17 protein-coding genes are annotated in these 12746 nt (G+C 53.2%); 16 read left to right on the top strand and 1 reads right to left on the bottom strand.

Annotation, left to right across the window (positions count from 1 at the left end):
* Positions 1–31 precede the first annotated feature (31 nt).
* The 3 genes from E4Z61_RS07405 (at position 32) to E4Z61_RS07395 (ending at position 2766) form a co-directional block, all read left to right on the top strand.
* Entirely contained in the window at positions 32–673 is a 642-nt protein-coding gene (locus E4Z61_RS07405) for a hypothetical protein (protein ID WP_135322208.1), read from the top strand.
* Positions 674–814: 141 nt separating this feature from the next.
* Positions 815–1522 (top strand): terminase small subunit, encoded by a 708-nt coding sequence (locus tag E4Z61_RS07400; RefSeq protein WP_135322207.1) that lies wholly within the window; start codon positions 815–817, stop codon positions 1520–1522.
* A 38-nt stretch (positions 1523–1560) separates the two neighbouring features.
* Positions 1561–2766, top strand: coding sequence for a PBSX family phage terminase large subunit (locus tag E4Z61_RS07395; protein ID WP_135324903.1), 1206 nt, complete (start codon positions 1561–1563; stop codon positions 2764–2766).
* 35 nt (positions 2767–2801) lie between these two features.
* On the opposite strand, the gene E4Z61_RS07390 is transcribed toward E4Z61_RS07395, so the two are convergent.
* On the bottom strand, positions 2802–3131 hold the full coding sequence (locus tag E4Z61_RS07390; protein WP_135322206.1) for a hypothetical protein: 330 nt from the start codon (positions 3129–3131) through the stop codon (positions 2802–2804).
* 115 nt (positions 3132–3246) lie between these two features.
* Between E4Z61_RS07390 and E4Z61_RS07385 the strand changes: the two genes are divergently transcribed.
* The 13 genes from E4Z61_RS07385 to E4Z61_RS07325 all read left to right on the top strand — a co-directional run bounded on the left by E4Z61_RS07385 (position 3247) and on the right by E4Z61_RS07325 (position 12722).
* The gene (locus E4Z61_RS07385; protein WP_135322205.1) at positions 3247–4725 is read left to right on the top strand and encodes a DUF1073 domain-containing protein; all 1479 of its coding nucleotides are present in this window, start codon (positions 3247–3249) and stop codon (positions 4723–4725) included.
* A 61-nt stretch (positions 4726–4786) separates the two neighbouring features.
* Positions 4787–5320, top strand: a complete 534-nt coding sequence (locus tag E4Z61_RS07380; protein ID WP_135324902.1) for a phage head morphogenesis protein — start codon at positions 4787–4789, stop codon at positions 5318–5320.
* Positions 5321–5372: 52 nt separating this feature from the next.
* Complete coding sequence (locus E4Z61_RS07375; RefSeq protein ID WP_135322204.1) at positions 5373–6632, top strand: DUF2213 domain-containing protein; 1260 nt, start codon at positions 5373–5375, stop codon at positions 6630–6632.
* Between the two features lie 11 nt (positions 6633–6643).
* On the top strand, positions 6644–7162 hold the full coding sequence (locus tag E4Z61_RS07370; RefSeq protein ID WP_135322203.1) for a structural cement protein Gp24: 519 nt from the start codon (positions 6644–6646) through the stop codon (positions 7160–7162).
* A gap of 10 nt (positions 7163–7172) precedes the next feature.
* Positions 7173–8117: a DUF2184 domain-containing protein gene (locus E4Z61_RS07365; RefSeq protein WP_135322202.1), complete on the top strand. Its 945-nt coding sequence runs from the start codon at positions 7173–7175 to the stop codon at positions 8115–8117.
* A 37-nt stretch (positions 8118–8154) separates the two neighbouring features.
* Positions 8155–8541: an STY1053 family phage-associated protein gene (locus tag E4Z61_RS07360; protein WP_135322201.1), complete on the top strand. Its 387-nt coding sequence runs from the start codon at positions 8155–8157 to the stop codon at positions 8539–8541.
* On the top strand, positions 8510–8920 hold the full coding sequence (locus E4Z61_RS07355; protein ID WP_135322200.1) for a DUF4054 domain-containing protein: 411 nt from the start codon (positions 8510–8512) through the stop codon (positions 8918–8920). Before E4Z61_RS07360 ends, E4Z61_RS07355 begins: the two co-directional genes overlap by 32 nt.
* Positions 8917–9423: a phage virion morphogenesis protein gene (locus E4Z61_RS07350; protein ID WP_135322199.1), complete on the top strand. Its 507-nt coding sequence runs from the start codon at positions 8917–8919 to the stop codon at positions 9421–9423. Before E4Z61_RS07355 ends, E4Z61_RS07350 begins: the two co-directional genes overlap by 4 nt.
* Positions 9423–9809 carry a head-tail adaptor gene (locus E4Z61_RS07345; protein WP_135322198.1) on the top strand — a complete coding sequence of 129 codons (387 nt, stop codon included), beginning with the start codon at positions 9423–9425 and terminating at the stop codon, positions 9807–9809. Before E4Z61_RS07350 ends, E4Z61_RS07345 begins: the two co-directional genes overlap by 1 nt.
* Positions 9802–10344: a phage neck terminator protein gene (locus E4Z61_RS07340; protein WP_135322197.1), complete on the top strand. Its 543-nt coding sequence runs from the start codon at positions 9802–9804 to the stop codon at positions 10342–10344. Before E4Z61_RS07345 ends, E4Z61_RS07340 begins: the two co-directional genes overlap by 8 nt.
* 3 nt (positions 10345–10347) lie before the next feature.
* The gene (locus E4Z61_RS07335; RefSeq protein WP_135322196.1) at positions 10348–11841 is read left to right on the top strand and encodes a DUF3383 domain-containing protein; all 1494 of its coding nucleotides are present in this window, start codon (positions 10348–10350) and stop codon (positions 11839–11841) included.
* 11 nt (positions 11842–11852) lie between these two features.
* Positions 11853–12293: a DUF3277 family protein gene (locus E4Z61_RS07330; RefSeq protein ID WP_135322195.1), complete on the top strand. Its 441-nt coding sequence runs from the start codon at positions 11853–11855 to the stop codon at positions 12291–12293.
* Between the two features lie 3 nt (positions 12294–12296).
* Positions 12297–12722, top strand: a complete 426-nt coding sequence (locus E4Z61_RS07325) for a phage tail assembly chaperone (protein WP_135322194.1) — start codon at positions 12297–12299, stop codon at positions 12720–12722.
* Positions 12723–12746: the final 24 nt, after the last annotated feature.

Raw genomic sequence — 12746 nt, 5'->3', positions numbered from 1 at the left:
ATATTGATATAAAAATCATTGAGGAAACGTCATGTTTAATCGTGTCAGAAGAGGATTAAAGGAATTCGATACATCCTTTTCTATTGCTGAGAAGTTATATCAGGCACTCCAGTTTCTAATAATAACCTTAGGTGGTACAGGAGTTTTAGGCTTATTGGCATGGATTGACCCATATTTTAAAAGAATTGGGTATTTGGCTTATGGGCTTATTTTTATCGTTTGTATAACACTCTTTTTTGCTATGTTATATTTATATAAAATGGCGAAGCTCTCAACAACAAAGGAACAGTACTATTTAAGCCTCATTGAGAAAAAAGTTGAAACAAATCCTTTAGATGATATTTTTTCAAACAAAGTAATCCATTTAGAAGATCTACGTCTGCCATTCAATGAATCGCAAACCAAGAAAACATTCAGAAGATGTAAGCTAGTTGGACCTATGACCATATTAATAGGAGGCGGTACTATAAGTGGTTCATCTTTTGAATACTGCGGCGAATTTATTACCTTACCTAAGGAATGTGATTTTGCTTACTTGAATGGTGTTTTGCAATTTATTGATTGCTCATTTCATGAATGCACTTTCATACAAACAACCATAATCATTCCATATGCATTAGCATTACCAATAAAGAAAGATATGCCTAATGCAAAATTTATCGGATTGAACTAATACACCCATTAAATTAGGTGAGTTATGATGCGGCCAGTGTTTGTATTAAACCGAGAGTCAATCTTGTAGCGTTATCCGCTATTATCACAAAAGCCACTCACGGGTGGTTTTTTTAATGGGTTTAACCAAAGGAACAGTTTCATGGCAAAACCGGACTGGGGAGCGCTGCAAGACCAGTTCCTCGCCGAGCATGCCAAAACAGGTATATCACCTAAAGACTGGTGCGAAGCACAGGAACTGAATTACACATCTGCGCGCAGATACATCAAAAAGCCTGCTGCGCAAAAAACTGCGCAGAAAGAAGTGCGCAAAACTGCGCAAAGCCTGATGTCACACGTAGTTGTGGTTGAAGCTGCTTCACCACCTGATAGTGATACTGCGCAGGAAAGCGCGGGCATCCTTAAGCCACAGCATGAGCAGTTTGCGCAGAACATTGCGCGAGGCATGCCGCAGAAAGAGGCGGCGATATGCGCAGGATACTCTCCGTCGCGGGCTGACTCTCAGGCGTCCATCCTGTTCAAACGACCCGACGTGCGCAGGCGTATCAGGGAGCTGCGTCAGGATGCTGCGCTGCTTGTCTCCTTCGACGCGAAAGACCTGGCTGAGCTCTCCTACAAATCAGCGAAAGAAGCACTACAAGAAAAGAAATTTGGGCAGGTAGCCCCGAACATCAAGAATGCCGCACAGCTCACCGGCATCGACATGAGCAACAAAACGGAAGTGAATGTCGATCTGGCTGGATTGAGCTACGGAAAGGTCTGCATCGTCACTCCGTCGAACTGTCCGCCTGAAGCATGGGCAGCGCACATGGAAAAGCTGCGCGAGGGAAAGCAGACAGCCCAACAATAATCGATGGCGTTCTGTACTCATTCAGTAGTGATTGGGTGCTGGGTACGCTCTATGACAGCCCAGTCGGCGCTGTTCGCTGGCGCTGGACCTATGGAGGCCGTGGTGGCGGCAAGTCGGTAGAGATTGCTCGCGCACTGGTATTGTTGGGCGCTATCGAGCCGATGATTATTCTCTGCGCTCGTGAATTTCAGAACTCCATCAACGACTCTGTACTGGCGCTGCTCGATGCGGAAATTCACTCGCTTGGCCTGGCGCACTTCTACAAGGTTAAGAACAACGAGATAGAGGGCAGCAACGGCACGCGTTTTACCTTCAAAGGCCTGCGCAACAACATCCAGAGCATCAAGTCGATGCATGGCATCAAAATATGCTGGGTTGAAGAGGCGCAGACCGTATCGCAGGACAGCTGGGATATACTCGGTCCGACCGTTCGTGCCAACAAATCGGAAGTGTGGGTGTCATTCAACCCGCGCGAAGCTACCGATCCGACCTACGCCATGATGGAACGGCACCGCGCCGATCCCCCTGATGGCGGTGCGATTATCACCTGCGTTAACTACTGCGATAACGCCTTCTTCCCTGACGTACTCCGGCATGAGATGGAGTACTGCAAGCGCATTGATTTTGAAGCCTACGAGCATATCTGGCTGGGGCTACCGAAGGCGCTCAGTGAAGCCGTCATCTTCTCCGGCAAGTACCGGGTTGAAGCGTTCGCCGATGACCTCTGGTTAAACGCAGATCGCCTTTTCTATGGCGCTGACTTCGGTTTCGCTAATGACCCGTCAACGCTGGTTCGCTGCTTCATTATCGGCACCAGGCTCTATATCGAGTATGAGGCCTACGGTGTAGGCGTCGAACTGGATGAAATGGCCTCGTTCTATGACTCCATCCCAGAGTCCAGAAAATGGCCTATCCACGGTGACTGCAGCCGACCTGAAACAATCAGCTACCTGTCGCGTCAGGGCTTCGTCATCGATGGGGCTACGAAGTGGCCTGGCAGCGTTGAGGACGGCATCACATACCTCAAAGGGTTCGAAGAAATCATCATCCATGAGCGCTGTAAGCACATGGTCGATGAGGCGCGCCTGTATTCATACAAAACAGACCGTATGACCGGCGAAGTGTTGCCGGTTGTCGTGGATAAGCACAACCACCTTTGGGATGCCGTGCGTTACTCGCTGGATGGATACATCACAAGCGTTGGCGATCTCGGTGTCTGGGCCGCATTGGGAAGAGATGGTTGAACAGCCCGCCCTTGATCAAGCGGGCTTTAACATTTTTACTGATGGACTACGAACTCAAATGGCTGGTCGATGTTTTCGACCATCATCGCACAGTGGATTTGTACATCGAGCGGGCCTGCATTGTACGTTTCCAGGATTGGAATAAATACGCGCTCAATCTCCTCCCGGGCTTGATCAATTTTATAATTTTCTGAAATTTTCGTAATTTCTACTTTTCCCAGGAAGGTTGTTTCAACGTCAGAAGTCTTCATCCACTCGGTAATGCGTGCAATTTTTTTTCTTACTTTGTCGGCCTTATCTTCGTCAGATGAATGATCGGTAACTGGTTTTACTGAGTACGTCAGTAAAAAATTCCGCTGTGTCATTTTGTTATTCCTATTTGCTTGTGTGAAACGTTGATCTTGGGATTTGATACTCAAATTCAAATGCTCAAAAACGATTTTGTGATGAAAATCAATGGATTTTCGTTAAGGAGTGAATGTGTCCCGAAAAAATCGCCAGAACGGCGCAAAAAAGCCCGTCCGAACTGGTGACGGGTACAACAACTTCGCTGCCAAGCTCGGCGGGTACACCGCAAATATCCAAAGCGGTGGGAGTTATCAACCTGGCTACATCTCCCGTAACCGCGTCCAGTTGGAATTTGCCTACCGGTCATCGTTTCTTGTGGGCGCAGGTGTAGACGCGATGGCTGATGATATGACCCGCAAGGGCATTAACATCAGCTCAAAGCTCGACCCCGGGCAGAAGGGGAAGCTTGAAACCTTCTGGGATGATATCGCTGTATGGGATGAGGTAAACAACAACCTGAAATGGTCGCGCCTGTACGGTGGCTCACTTCTGGTGGTGCTTATCGAAGGTCAGGACATGAGCACGCCGCTCAAACTTGACCGCATCAAGGAGGGTCAGTTTAAAGGTCTGATGGTGCTCGACCGCTGGCAGGTTAACCCGAGCTATTACGATCTGGTGACCGATTACGGCCCTGAGTTCGGCAAACCGAAATATTACAAGGTGGTGACCAACCAGCAGGGGATCCCGCCCTGGAAGATTCACCACAGCCGCATTATTCGCATGGAAGGCGACACGCTGCCATTTCAGCAGGCGCAGACAGAGAACGGCTGGGGCATGTCGGTTGTTGAGCGTATCTTCGAACGCATTCAGGCTTTCGATACGGCGACCGTAGGCACCACACAACTGATTCACAAAGCGCATCTGCGAACGTACAGCATAGAGGGGCTGCGCAAGATTCTGGCTACCGGCGGCACGCTGGAAGACGGCCTGATGAAGCACATGGACATGATCCGTGAATTCCAGACTATCGAAGGCATGACCATCATGGATGCCAGCGATACCTTCCAGACCCACAGCTACTCGTTCGCCGGCATCGCCGACGTCATCCTGCGCTTTGCTGAGCAGGTGTCCGGAGCAACCGGTATCCCGCTGGTACGCCTGTTCGGGCAATCTCCATCCGGGTTCAGCACTGGTGACGGTGACTTGGAGAACTACTACAGCCGGGTTAACTCGCTTCAGGAACGCCGCCTGCGCCGCCACATTCGCTGGCTGCTGGATATCACCTGGCGATCGCTGTTTGGTCAGCCTCTGCCGGAAGACTTCACCTTTGAGTTCAACAAGCTCTGGGAGATGTCGGACACCGACAGGGCGACGATGGCGAGCAACGTGGCCACCGCCCTGGCGACTGCCGTGCGCGATATCGGGATGCCGCAGCATGCCGCTCTGAATGACCTCCGTAACCTGTCAGACATTATCGGTATCGGCGGCTCTATCACCGACAAGGATATTGAAGATGCCAAAGCAGAATGGGAGGAGGCTGAATCTGAAACCGAACCTCCGCCGCAAATCGGAGCGCCAGTATCAGAAAAGCCTACAGGAGATAGCGCGCCAGTGCGGCGCGATAGTAACTGGCTCCTACGATGGTTCGGAGGCCAGCGCCGAGCTGGTTAACGCCCGGCTGATGGATTACTCCCTGCTGATTGATGACTGGGCCGACCTGGTCGCTAAACGCATGTTCCTGCAGGTTGAGCAGGAGGAGTGGAGCCAGTGGCGCTCGGTATCGCAGGATATCTCCGAGGGGCTGCGCGACGTCGTCGGTAATACACCAGTGGGGTTCGTGGCTCAGGACATCGTATCCCGCCAGGTGCAGTTGATTAAGTCACTCCCGCTGGAGGCCGCAGACAGAGTGCGCGACATCCAGGCGCGCGCAATGGAAGCCGTCATCAACGGTGAACGCCCCGACGCGCTCTACCGGATGATTATGGAGTCCGGTGACGTGGCGGAGGGGAGGGCAAAATGCATAGCCCGCACCGAAATCGGCAGAGCCACGACGGCACTCACCGAGGCACGCGCATTATCCATCGGCTCAGAGGGGTACTGGTGGCGCATTAAAGGGGTTGGCACTCGAAAATCCCATAAAGCGATGAAAGATAAGTTCGTACGCTGGGATAACCCACCAACGCTTGACGGCATGACTGGGCACGCCGGCTGCCTCCCGAACTGCGATTGCTGGCCGGAAGTGCAGGTACCAGCGCCAAGAAAATAACAGGCCGCCACTGAGCGGCCTTTTTTATTGCCCGCAATTCAGCAGGTAACCCATGAAATACTTTTTTGAGACCAGGCTCGGGGAAACCCGGTTCCGCATGGCGGATGGCTCATTGCTCTGCAAAGACGTGCCGATCGCCAGAACGGGATCGCAGGTCTACCTGCCAGAAGAAATCGACCTCGAACCGGACGCGAGCGGTACTGTCACTGTCTGGCGAACGGAAGATGAGGTGTTCTCTCCTGAAACGATGGCGAGCTTTGAGGGCGTCGCCGTCACGCTGGGTCACCCAGAAGATGCTGGTGGCGGAATTCTCTTCGTCAACCCGGCAAATTTTGCGGAGCTTGCCCACGGTCATATTCAGAACGTCCGACGCGGTACCGGAGATAAATCAGACCTGCTCATTGCCGACGTGCTGGTTAAACGCCAGGAAGCAATCGACGCAATCGAATCTGGCCTGACCGATGTCAGTTGCGGATATGACGCGCTCTATAAGCAGCTCTCACCCGGAAAGGGCAAGCAACACCAAATCACAGGCAACCATCTGGCCGTCGGTATCGACCGCGGACGGGCTGGTTCCCGTTGTGCAATCGGGGATTCAGCCCCATCAACCAAAGGAAGCAACATGAAACAGTTGAACTGGTTTCAGAAGCTGGCTGTAGCCATTCGCACGAAAGATGAAGATGCGCTGGCGCAACTCGCTGATGAAGCGTCGGACATGCCGTCAGACGGTATGAGCTCGATCCCCGGGTTAACCATCAACATGAACGTGCCTTCACAAGCTACCGCGTTGCCGGCAGACCAGAAGACCACTACCGACGAAGAAACCGATCCGGATAAGAAAACCGGTGATGAAGAGGTACCAGCCTGGGCTCAGGCGATTATTGCCCGCCTCGACAAGCTGGAAGGTAAAACTGGCGACGCTGACCCTGACGAAGACAAGAAAACCGGCGACGAAGACGCTGAAGAAGATGCGAAGGTGACCGGCGATGCGGCATATAAGCGCAACATCATCGGCGATGCTGAGATCATCTGCCCGGGTTTCCAGCCTGCCAGTGACAAAGGTCTGAAACGCCAGGTTCTTACTCACGCAGCCCGTACTGGCGACAGTCTGAAAGCATTTGGTATTAGCGACTTCGATAAAGCGCCGAAAGCTACCGTTGATGCAGTGTTCAAGGCTGCCGTCGAAATCAGTAAGGCCAAGAATCACATCACCCCGCCATCAGGCAAACCAACCGGTGACCGCGCTCGCGGCCCGATGACCCCGGCTGAGCTGAACAAAATCAACGCCGAATTCTGGAAACGCAACCAATAAGGTAACCAACAATGGCTGGTAAAGCTTATTTAACTCGCATGGGGATTGGTTTCCCAGGCTCCGTAACCCGTCCGCAGGATCTCACCGCAGAGCCTGCAATTCTCGATGCTGCTAAGCCATTCCCTTCGTATGGCCTGGCTGGCAAAAACCTCAACGGTAAATTCGTGCCACTGGAGGCCGGTGACACCGTTGCTGACGTAGCTGGCCTGTTCGTTCGTCCGTATCCAACGACCAACCCGACTGATGCTCGCGCGCTGGGTGTAACGGCCGGATACACCGGCGACCAACTGAAACGTGGTTATATCTGCGTGGCCGTCCCTACGGCTCAGGCCGGTACTGCCAAGAAGGGTGACAAGGTTTACATCCGTGTAGCTGCGGCTACGACGGCAAGTCCTTTAGGTTCTGTGGTACTCACTCCTGATGGCACCGCATCTAACACCCCTGAGTTGACCATTGCGAAAGTGATGGGCCCTGGCGATGCAGCAGCAACCACCACCCACGGCAACGTTGAAATCGCCTACAACATCTAAGGAACGATGAATGTTTACTATCGATAAAGCCACCGTAGACGCTGCAGGCGTATTCCTGGTCGGCGAACTTGAGCGTCTTGATCAGACGCTAAACCTGCCGCTGGTCAGCTATAAGTGGTCGCGTGATATGCCGCTGCGCAGTGACGTATCTATCGCTGATGAGCAGTCCTCCTTCACCAACACCGATATCGCGGCAGCTGGTGGTGTTAACCCGAACGGCAAAAACTGGATCGGCAAAAACTCCACTGCGATCCCACAGACCAATCTCTATATCGAGAAAACTGCTCAACCATTGAGCCTGTGGGGTATGGAGCTGGGATGGACTCTTCCTGAACTGGCATCAGCTCAACAGGTTGGGCGTCCGGTAGACAGCCAGAAGTACGATGCCATGCAGCTCAAGTGGAACATGGACATCGATGAGCAGGTTTATATCGGCGATACTGACCTGGGGATTACTGGCCTGCTGAATCTCTCTCAGGTAACGCCAATCAGCGCTGCTAAGGCGTGGGTTAGCGCAACGCCTGACGAAATTGTGCAGGATTTCAACCTGATTCTTTCCCAGGCATGGGTGAGCTCTGGTTACGCGATCTGCCCGAGAAAAGTTGGCCTGGCGCCTGAACTGTTCGGGCTGCTGTCGAGCAAAAAGGTTTCTGATGCAGGTAACATCTCCGTGCTGGAGTACGTGAAAATCAACTGCATCGCGTTCCAGGAAAACGGCGTACCGCTGGAAATCGTGTCCATGAAGTGGGCATCCAAGCGTGGCGCAGCTGGTGCTCACCGGGTCGTGGCGTACACGCAGGACGAGAAGTTCATCCGCTTCCCGCTGGTGCCGCTCCTGAATACCCCACTGGAATACCGCGGCCTGTATCAGCTGACAACCTACTACGGCCGCTTGGGCCAGGTTGAAACACCTTACGGCAACACCATCGCCTACATGGACGTGCCTGTAGCGTAACCTTTAGGGCGGGGTAACCCGCCGTTCTGGAGAGAGTATGAAATATCTCGTAACTTCCGGTGCGGTTCTGCGCTTCACCGACGGCTCGCATGTCGAGTTGAAGCCTGGCGTGCACAGCTTTGAAAAACGCGTGACCGAGCACTGGGCGTTTAATGCCCATGCGCAGGCCATAACTGAAGATGAGTTGAGGCAGAGTCTGGGTGGCGAAGACCTCGCATTGAAGGTCTCCGAGCTGGAAACCACCATCACCGGCCTGCAGCAGCAGGTGGATGAAAAAGCCGCCACTATCGACGATCAGCTTAAGCAGATTGAAGAGAAAAACAGCACCATCACCGGCCTGCAGCAGCAGGTGGATGAGCTAACTGAAAAGCTGGCGGCACAGGAGGCTGGCAATGCCAAAAAACAGCCTTCTGCCAACAAGTGATCAGTTCCGCACCGACTTCCCCGAGTTTACCGACAAAAACAAATACCCTGAGCCATCTGTAAATTTCTACCTGAACCAGGCTGACTGCCTGCTCAATCAGGATGTATTCGGCTGTCAGTTTGTTTACCTCGCCGAGTTGTTCACGGCCCACTACACAGAGTTGCGTGGTAAGGCCATTGCTGGCGCAGCAACTGGTGGCGGAGTTAACTCCTCCGGAGGCGGCGTCCTCACATCCAAATCTGTGGACAAGGTTTCCGCCAGCTATGACGTATCTGGCGTGATCAACCCAGATGCCGGTTTCTGGAATAACACCGGGTACGGGCGCGAATTCTACTGGTGGTGGTCGATGTCGGGCGCAGGTGGACGGCAATTGCTATGAGCGGCGTGAAAATAAGGGCGGACAATGTCGCTTCTGTTCTCGCTGGGCTGGACAGGCTGTCGAAGATGGATGTGCTGGTGGGCATACCAGAATCCAACGCGGTTCGCGAGGATGGGGAGGAGCTGAATAACGCGGAAATCGGATATCTGCAGTCTACAGGGGCAACGGTCAGGCTTGGTGGTCAGGAGGTGACATTGCCTCCACGCCCGTTCCTGGATATCGGGATCGAGGATTCTGCCAAGGTAACCGCTGAGCATCTCAAGACAGCTGCTGGTCTTGCGCTGGATGGCAATTTCACTGGTGCTGAGCGTGAGCTAACTTCCGCCGGGCAACTGGCTTCGGATGCTGCGAAGCGTGTTATTACTGATGGCGATCGCCTAATTCCTATCTCTGACATGACCAGAGCTAACCGCCGGGCGCAGGGATTGCCAGGCGACAAGCCACTCTATGCCCATGGCTATCTCCTGCGCTCAATCACCTACGTTGTGAGAGGTAAAAAATAATGCCTTTTCTCGATGTGACTGACGTGCTGCTCGACCCTGACTTCTGCGACTACACGCTGGTATGCACCCGCAATGCGCAGACGGTTGACGCTGATGGATTCGCGACCAACACCAAAGAGGAAATCTCTTTCAACGGCGTAGTGACAGTGGACCGCGCTCTGGAAGCCAAACGTATGGCGGCGGGGCAGGTTATCGGCGGTGCGATTCTTGTCGTGACCACATTTCGCTTAACGCAGGGGCAGCCAGGGCAGGATGCTGATGTGGTGCTCTACAACGGGCGGCATTACCGCGTCACGTTTGTGGATCCCTACACCTCATACGGTGCCGGGTTCGTTCAGGCTCACTGCGAGCTGATGGAGCTCGACGGAGGTACGCCAGTTGAATGACACCACGCAACCGGGTTACCTGACGCCGACCAGCCAAGCGCCGCAGTATGACCAGGAACTGGAACGGGAACTCAGCCGGTGGATTCGTGGCGTTTCTGGTCTACCTGACGGTATGGCCATGTCGCGATTCACCGATCCCCAGCCAACTATTCCCGCACTGGGGACCAACTGGTGCGGATTCAACATCTCAGACTTTCAGGACGCAGCCAACCCGGCGACTGTCACCAAGGATGATAACACTGATTACCAGTGGCAATTCGAGACGCTTGTGGTGCTCTGCTGCTTTTACGGCCCCGCGGGTCAGTCATTTGCCAAAACGTTCCGCAGCGGGCTGTTCGTCTCGCAGAACAATGCCGAACTCAACCGGGTCGGCCTGACGCTTGGCGAGGTAGGCCGCATCATCCCGGCCCCTGAACTGATTAACAACCAGTGGCAACGCCGTTACGACCTGTCTGTGACACTTCGCCGCAAGACGGTACGTGAGTACGGCATCAAATCGATCCTCTCTGCTCCAGTTCAATTTTTCGGAGAATAAACCATGCCTAACGGCTTATCTGTTTCACGCGTCGTTCGCGTACAGGTTTCACTCGCCGTACGCGCGGCGACCGGGCGTAATTTTGGTGCGTTGCTTATCCTCGGCACCTCGAATGTTATCACCGCGCCAGAGGTTATGCGGCTGTACCAAGATATTGAGAGTGTCGCTACCGACTTCGGTACCACCTCAGAAGAGTACAAGGCCGCCAATCTATACTTCCAGCAGTCACCACAGCCGCGTGATTTGTATATCGGTAAGATGAGCAAAACACCTGTACCTGCTACAGCTGGAACCCTCACCGGCGCTCAACTCAATGCCACCGAACAACGTATTGAAAACTTCAGCGCTATCACCGATGGTGCATTGAAAATCACCATTGATGGTACTGTAAAAAATATCAGCGCTGTCGACCTGTCTGCGGTGACCACGTTGGCAGAAGTGGCAACGGCCATCAGCACCAAACTGGCCGGCGCGGTTGTAACCTGGAATGCGGTGACCTCACATTTCCTGATCACCTCGCCAACAACTGGTGCAGCATCAATTGTGGGTATTCCATCGGCTGCCGGCGCTGGAACTGATCTTGCTCCGTTAATGGGTGTCGATGCAGGTAGTCATCCGATTGCCATAGCGGGCACCGATGCACAAGCAGGTTCAGCAGTCCCATCCGTGACAGCAGCTCTCAGCTACTCAGCTGACTGGTACGGGCTTGTTATCGCAGACACTTCGATGACCGATCAAGACCATCTCGATGTCTCCGCACTAATTGGCGCTGCCAGCGATTCACGTGTGTACGGTGTGACGTCTGCTGATGCCAAAGTGCTTGATAGTACGGATGCAACTGACATCGCCAGCAAGTTGAAGGCAGCGGGCTATAGGCGCACATTCTGTCAGTACAGCCAGGTGCCTTACGCCGCGGCATCTGCATTTGGTCGTGCCTTTACCGTTAATTTCCTTGGAAATAACACCACCATCACCCTGAAGTTCAAGCAAGAGCCTGGCATTACTGCCGAAACGATTACTGCACAGCAGGCTGACACGCTGAAAGCCAAAAATTGCAACGTGTTCGTGCGTTATGCCAACGATACCGCCATCATTCAGGAAGGTATCATGTCCAACGGCGACTTCTTCGATGAGCGACACGGGCTCGACTGGCTGCAGAACTACGTCCAGAACAATCTCTGGAACCTGCTTTACACCTCAACCACCAAAATCCCACAGACTGAAGCCGGTGTTACTCGCCTGGTAACAAACGTTGAGCAATCAATGGATCAGTCGGTGAGTAACGGTCTGGTGGCTCCGGGTATCTGGAACGGAGGCGATATCGGGCAGGTTACCGCAGGCGATACATTGACCAAAGGCTATTACGTTTACGCAAATCCTCTGACTACACAGGCGCAGGCTGATCGCGAAGCACGTAAAGCACCGGTGATTCAGGTTGCTACCAAACTGGCGGGTGCAATCCACTTCGCTGATGTTCTAATCGATGTGGTGCGATAAGGGGATCCTGAATGAGCACTTATTCTTTTATTGACGTTACCGCGTCAATGACCGGACCAACTGGGGTTATTGATCTCGGATATGGTTCTGCTAACTCGGAAGAAGGCATCACGGTCACTATGACCGAAAACAAAAACACCATGACGATCGGCGCGGACGGCGAAGTCATGCACAGTCTGCATGCCGGGAAGAGCGGAACCATCACTGTGACCCTACTGAAGACGTCACCGGTTAATAAGAAATTATCCCTGGCTTACAACGCTCAGAGCCAGTCTTCAGCCCTGTGGGGAAATAACGTTTTTGTGATCCGCAACAGTGTATCCGGTGATATCACCACCGCGCGCGCCTGCGCATTTCAGAAGCAGCCAGACCACGCCAATGCTAAAGAGGGCGGCACGGTAGCATGGGTGTTCGACGCGGGCAAAATTGACCAGTTACTCGGGGAGTTTTAATCCATGGAAATTACCATCAAAGATCAGCAGTACCGCATTGGTAAGTTGAGTGTATTTGAGCAGTTGAAGGTATCCCGAAAGTTGCTCCCAGTACTGGCTGGCCTGGTCTCTGACTTCCGTAATATCCAGTCAAAGCTCAACACCAAAGACACCGAAGGCGCGCTGGAGAGCATTCTGCCAAAGATTGCTAATGCTGTTTCCGGCCTCAGTGATGCTGATGTGGATGCGATCCTGTTCCCGTGCCTGCAGGTAGTTGCGCGATATCATGGGAAGGGTTGGGTGCCAATCTGTCAGCAAGGCACTATGGCGTTCGACGATATTGACCTGTTCGTGATGCTGCAGTTAGTGGCGCGGGTGGTCGCTGATTCTCTGGGAAATTTTTTGCAAGGACTTCCTACCAACGAGACGAACATCCAGCCTGCGGCATAACTTTCAACACCCTGCCGGGCGGTG

This window comes from Citrobacter tructae, assembly GCF_004684345.1.
GTDB classification, from domain to species: domain Bacteria; phylum Pseudomonadota; class Gammaproteobacteria; order Enterobacterales; family Enterobacteriaceae; genus Citrobacter; species Citrobacter tructae.
This window is presented reverse-complemented; position numbering and strand designations above follow the sequence as displayed.